Here is a 3,978-nt window from a genome sequence, read left to right as displayed (position 1 = left end):
CCGAGTCTGCATGGTTACTGGCAACATCGTCAAACCCGATATGGCAAAACCTACTGGGACAAGGGCTCAAAGTACTATCGAGTTGCCCAGAGCCAAAACTGGCGATGTCCAGTGTGCCATGACTCATTGTTTAACGGAGAAGCGCTGCATACTCATCACCGAGTACAAGTGAAAGATGGCGGTACAGACAAGGAGGAGAATTTAATTCACCTTCATCAAGCTTGCCATCAACAAGTACATCGAGTGGGAGCAGGGCTGAGTGACAGATGGCTTGAGCCGCTTGATGGGACGACTGTCACGAGCGGTTCTGAGGGGAGAGGGACACGGTGACGTGTTCCCTCTTACCCGACAAACTGCGGGAAGTTCGGGGGGCGATCGCCAACCAAAAAACAAGCTCCCTCGACGAGGACTTTCACACCAGCATCGAGGAGGGGTTGATGCCAGAGCAGACCTGCCGCGCCGAAGTGGTAGCTACGTCACGACTGGCGATCGCCCAACAGCAACTTCAGCAACGACTGAGCGAGATGACAGCGGCAGACCGTGAGCTAATCGAGGCAGCTTACTTCAGCCGTGTGCCTCGCAAAACTTTGGCAAAAGAATTGCACTTGGATGGAGCGCAGTTCCGCAAACGAATGCAGTTAGCTTTAACTCGTTTGGCGGGGTGACTGTCGCCTCAAGGAGAACGTCGAGTGTTTAAGGATTAACACTCGACTTGCTACATCGCACCGCTACCTTTACCCCCAATAATGTGCACATCAATGTTTTTGAGCAATCGCAACAGTTTGTGTGTAAGTGTTCCACGCAAGATTAATTTCCAGCGTGATCGTTGACTTTCACCAATCACAATTTGAGTGATGTAGTAGCTTCTAGCAACTTCTGCGAGCGCCTTTGTCATAGTCTTTGGCTCGAATAAATTCTCCACCAAACTCCTTACAAAGCCGTTCACAAGTCTCAACGTGCAAACTCTCTGCTTTAGTGAGAAAACGATCGGGATCATCAACAAATAAACAGTAGACGGATGCGTGCATATATCCGGCAATCCGGGCACCACGCCGAATTAACTGAATCGCATTGGGATAGGTTGAAACACAGACTAGAACTCGCTCGTGAATACTGCAAAAAGGAGCATCCGTTTTGGTTCCATTGGATGCTTCCTCAAGGGCATCTTCTTCAATATTGTCAGCGACTTCTCGTAAGGCTAATTCTCGTAAGGCAATCAGGTTGCGCCGCTGAAAAAAGTTTTGCAGCGATTGCTCCACTTTCTCCATCGCATAAATTTTGCCGTCCCGTAGTCGCTCCTCCAGAGTTTCAGGTGTGACATCGACCACAATCACTTCATCGGCTTCTTCTAAGAAGCGATCGGGCACGCGCTCTCGCACCACTATCCCTGTAATCCGAGCAACTAAATCATTCAGGCTCTCCAGATGTTGAATATTGACAGTGGAGTAAACGTCAATTCCTGCTGCCAGAATAATTTCTACATCCTGATAGCGTTTTTCTCGCTGAGAGCCAGGAACATTCGTATGGGCGAGTTCATCTACCAGAGCCAGTTGGGGTTGACGCGCCAACACTGCCTCCGTATCCATTTCCGTTAGGACAACTCCATTGGGGTTGACCTGCTGGCGTGGCACCATCTCCAACTCTTCGGCTTTTTCTGCAGTTTCCTTGCGTCCGTGGGTCTCCAGCAGCCCAATTACCACATCGACTCCACATTGCTTGAGTTGATATGCCTCCTCCAGCATTTTGAAGGTCTTGCCCACACCCGGAGCCATACCAATGAAAATTTTGTGCTTGCCCCGACGGGCAGGACAAATGTATGTACGGTCAGGGGAAGAATTTGGAGATGGGTACATGGGTTAACTTGCAGGATTCAATGCATCGAGAGCAAGATTGAGCTTTAATACATTCACACCAGGTTCACCGAAAATACCTAAGAATCGCCCCTCTGTATTTTGAACAATTAACAGTTCCACTTGATTGGGCTGAAGCCTACGCACTCCTGAAATCCGTGTAATTTGCGCTCTGGCTGCCTCTGGTGTGATGTGGGGATAAGCCCGGAGCCAGAGGTATAGACCAAGTCTGTGGTAGGTTGAATCTCCATCTGTTTCAATTGGGTTGTTGTTTCCTGGACTCGTTTGAGTAGATTAGGATTGGAAGGAGCCAGGTTACTTGCACCCGATATACCAGTTTTAAGAACACCTGCTTCGTCGTTCGTAGGATTAGCAGTGCTGTAGTTGGTGGTGCTGGGGCGACTGTTGAAGTAGCGATCGCTTGTAAACGGCTGTCCAATCAAGGCTGAGCCGACGGGCTGACCTTGAGTATTGGTCAGGATGCTGCCGTTTGCCTGAAAGGGAAAGGCGATTTGCCCAAAGGCAACTATGACTAACGGATAAATCAGAGCGGTGATGACCCAGAGTACCAGGGTCGATCGAATGGCTCGACCTGCCTCGCGTGCGAAACTCATTAGAACTTCTCCGGTACAAACATGACAAAGAATAGATAAATGGAAAGCACAACAGTTCCTAGTCCCAATAGACCCAATGACCAGGCTTGAGTACGGGAGAATTCATTGCCACTGGCCGCATAAACAACAGGGGCAACGACCAGGTTGAAGCACAATGCCAGGAACAAATACAGGGGTAATTTTTGCCTGCGCCATTCTAACCAGGACTCTGAAATAAACTCAGTAGTTTGAGCCAAAGATGGGGGTTTGGAGTACAAATTATCTTTCATGTGTCATCCGTTAGTTGCGTGTCTTTAAAGCTGAAGAAACGTTCAAGAGCTTCTTGATTGACAAAAAATCCTTCGTAACCTGACCATTCGGGAGGTGCATCTTTGTAGTACTCCCACTTATCTATATTTTGAGGAATTAAAGAGTGAAGTTGATCCAGTGAAATACCAAAGCACTCACAGAAACGAGTTCCATAAATTTGGAACTTTAGTCCAACCTCAGCATTGCTGTTCATGGGTAGAAGGCTAAGAACAACCTTACTTCCCTTCTTGAATGCAATTGAACTTCTAGTAGGTTCAGCACGAGTGAAATAGGTACTGAAAAGGACTTCAAAAGCCTCTTTGTATAACGAACCAACGCCATTATGATTTGCTAATTCTTGAAGCTCCTCATAAGTTAAATTAGGCTTTCTCTTGGATGGTGCTTTTTCCTGAACACTTTGCTCTGCCCGATTTAGTTCAAGTAGAAATGTTCTAGCGATTAGTTCCTGTCCATCTTGATTCTTGAAGTACTGGAACTTTGCAACGTTGATATTAACCCCGTAAGTGTCAGATAGATAGTTAATAATTCTCTCGGTACTGTTATCAACGTTTGAGGCAACGATCAGCATCCTATGCTGATCATTCAGAACTTCCGGTAATTCAACACCAAACTTTTGCTCAAAAGCCTCCTCAAGGTTTTTGCTATACCTGCTCTGTAGATAGCAATTAGCAATCTCCGTTATTTGCTCTAGAGAAAGATTTTTAACCCAGGAGGCATAATCTAAAACTTGGGCTGTAACCTCTCTTGGGGTTTGATCTCTTTTTAGTTCAACAATGACTAAATCTCCATTACTTGCCAAACACAGTAAATCAATAAATAACCCATAGGAAGTTCTAACCTGTCTACCGATAATTAGAAGATCCTCAGAAAGGATTGAGATATCTTGTTCAATCCACTCTTCTATACGAGCTTCCAAGTTCAAGCGAGATCGTTGAATCTCCTGCAAACGATCATCAGGCTTAATTTCCCAAATCCTAATTTCCTCTGACATGAGCCTTCTTTCACGTAAATTGCTCCAATAATAGCTAGGACAACGGCAAGATTAGATCGATCGCCTTAATTGCAATAAACGGGGCAATGATGCCACCCACCGGTACTGTCAACTTAACTTTGGATAAGAGATAAAATACAGAATCCCGTCTTGCCTGTCTGTTCTGTCTATGTATTCTCGTCACCGCTTTCCTGCCGAAATCATCAGCTATTGC

The 3,978-nt window shown here is 46.3% G+C and carries 5 protein-coding genes and 2 pseudogenes; 2 read left to right on the top strand and 5 right to left on the bottom strand.

The features are described from left to right. Both H6G00_RS24435 and H6G00_RS24430 read left to right on the top strand, forming a co-directional pair. Window positions 1-330 (top strand): HNH endonuclease signature motif containing protein (locus tag H6G00_RS24435; protein ID WP_190798743.1); only part of this gene is annotated, 330 nt, incomplete at its 5' end. Next, window positions 327-665: a hypothetical protein gene (locus H6G00_RS24430; RefSeq protein ID WP_190798742.1), complete on the top strand. Its 339-nt coding sequence runs from the start codon at window positions 327-329 to the stop codon at window positions 663-665. The genes H6G00_RS24435 and H6G00_RS24430, both read left to right, overlap by 4 nt. A 50-nt stretch (window positions 666-715) precedes the next feature. Here H6G00_RS24430 and H6G00_RS24425 read toward each other — a convergent pair. The 5 genes and pseudogenes from H6G00_RS24425 to H6G00_RS35025 form a co-directional block, all read right to left on the bottom strand. Continuing rightward, window positions 716-1,853: pseudogene (locus tag H6G00_RS24425) on the bottom strand (sensor histidine kinase KdpD). A 3-nt stretch (window positions 1,854-1,856) separates the two neighbouring features. Further along, a pseudogene (kdpC, locus tag H6G00_RS24420) lies at window positions 1,857-2,464 on the bottom strand (K(+)-transporting ATPase subunit C). After that, window positions 2,464-2,733, bottom strand: a complete 270-nt coding sequence (locus H6G00_RS24415; protein WP_190798741.1) for a potassium-transporting ATPase subunit F — start codon at window positions 2,731-2,733, stop codon at window positions 2,464-2,466. The pseudogene kdpC and the gene H6G00_RS24415 overlap by 1 nt, the downstream one beginning before the upstream one ends. Next, window positions 2,730-3,764, bottom strand: coding sequence for an endonuclease NucS domain-containing protein (locus tag H6G00_RS24410; RefSeq protein ID WP_190798740.1), 1,035 nt, complete (start codon window positions 3,762-3,764; stop codon window positions 2,730-2,732). The genes H6G00_RS24415 and H6G00_RS24410 overlap by 4 nt, the downstream gene beginning before the upstream one ends. A gap of 34 nt (window positions 3,765-3,798) precedes the next feature. Beyond that, a partial coding sequence (locus H6G00_RS35025; RefSeq protein WP_206757019.1) for a hypothetical protein occupies window positions 3,799-3,978 on the bottom strand: 180 nt, incomplete at its 5' end.

This window comes from Leptolyngbya sp. FACHB-541 (assembly GCF_014695875.1).
Taxonomy (GTDB): domain Bacteria; phylum Cyanobacteriota; class Cyanobacteriia; order Elainellales; family Elainellaceae; genus JAAUTN01.
Note: the sequence above shows the minus strand (reverse complement) of the source record. Positions and strands in the feature narration are given on the sequence as shown.

What these genes read in the sequence shown, in the direction of transcription:
- H6G00_RS24415 (WP_190798741.1), bottom strand. Translation starts at nt 2,733, where the DNA reads ATGAAAGATAATTTGTACTCCAAACCCCCATCTTTGGCTCAAACTACT.
- H6G00_RS24410 (WP_190798740.1), bottom strand. Translation starts at nt 3,764, where the DNA reads ATGTCAGAGGAAATTAGGATTTGGGAAATTAAGCCTGATGATCGTTTG.